Source organism: Acidovorax sp. BoFeN1, assembly GCF_003345135.1.
Classification (GTDB): domain Bacteria; phylum Pseudomonadota; class Gammaproteobacteria; order Burkholderiales; family Burkholderiaceae_C; genus Acidovorax; species Acidovorax defluvii.
Genome location: NZ_QOZT01000169.1, coordinates 1 through 1,255, shown reverse-complemented (window position 1 = coordinate 1,255; position 1,255 = coordinate 1). Strand labels below are relative to the sequence as shown.

General features: G+C 63.2%; 1 protein-coding gene. It reads left to right on the top strand.

What is annotated here, in order from left to right; translation table 11 throughout:
* Positions 1 to 84: 84 nt before the first annotated feature.
* Positions 85 to 1,230 carry an IS630 family transposase gene (locus DTW89_RS19070; protein WP_114657076.1) on the top strand — a complete coding sequence of 382 codons (1,146 nt, stop codon included), beginning with the start codon at positions 85 to 87 and terminating at the stop codon, positions 1,228 to 1,230.
* Positions 1,231 to 1,255: the final 25 nt, after the last annotated feature.

Sequence of the window (1,255 nt, the reverse complement as noted above, 5' to 3'; positions counted from 1 at the left end):
CTAGTACATCGTTCCGTTAAAACATTTACGTAAATGTGATCATGTGCGATCATGCCAACCCAGCGATTCCTTTTGGAGGCTGGCATGGCAAGACGGACGGGGCGAGCGGCGTTGGTGTTGAGCGGGGAGCACAAGGCAATGCTCGACGAACTTGCGGGCTCGCGCACGGCGCCGACGCGCGAAGTCGAACGAGCCCGGGTGCTGCTGGCGTACGCCGATGGGCAATCGCCCACGCAGATACAGCGCGCACTGGGTACATCCCGCCCGACGATCTACAAATGCATCGACAAGGCCTTGGCGACGGGTGTGGCGACGGGGTTGCAGGATCGCTACCACCGGCCGCACCCACCGCAAATCACCGATGACGCTCGTGCGTGGGTCGTGGACTTGGCTTGTCGCAAGCCCAAGGACTTGGGCTACGCCGCAGAGCTGTGGACGCTGTCGGCGTTGGCCGCGCACGTCAGCGCGAACGCACACAGCGCGGGCTTCGCGCGACTGGCTCGGGCGGGCAAGACCACGGTCTGGCGCATCCTCGACGCCCACGAACTCAAGCCACACCGCGTGCGCTACTACCTTGAGCGGCGCGACGCGCAGTTCGAGCGCAAGATGGCCGAAGTGCTGATGGTCTATCGCGACGTGAACCTGTACCGCGCCGATGCGGTCCACGACGCGCGTCCCGCGTCGATCTATACCGTCAGCGTCGATGAGAAGCCGGGCGTGCAGGCACTCGGCGTGACAGCCCCCGATCTGCCGCCGGTGGCCGGCGTACACCCCGGCGTGGGGCGTGATCACGAATACGTGCGCCACGGCACCTTGTCGATCATTGCAGCGCTGGACCTGCACAGCGGCGAGATCATCGCCAACGTCGAGCCGCGCCATCGCAGTCGCGAGTTCATCGCACTGCTCGAGCGCCTGCATGCGCACTACCCGAGCGAGGCCGTTATCCGCGTCGTGCTGGACAACCACAGCGCCCACATCTCCAAGGAGACGATGGCCTACTTGGCGAGTCGCCCCGGACGTTTCGAGTACGTGCATACCCCAAAGCACGGCTCCTGGCTCAATCTCGTCGAGTCGGCCTTCTCGAAGATGGCTCGCTCGTTCCTGCGGCACATCCGGGTCGCTTCGCTCGACGAACTCAAGCTGCGCATCCTCAAAGGCATCGACGAGATGAATGCCCAACCCGTTCGCTTCCAATGGAAGAGCTTCGACTTCCAAATGGCTGAAACGTAAAGCTTTTGCGGAAACGATGTACTAG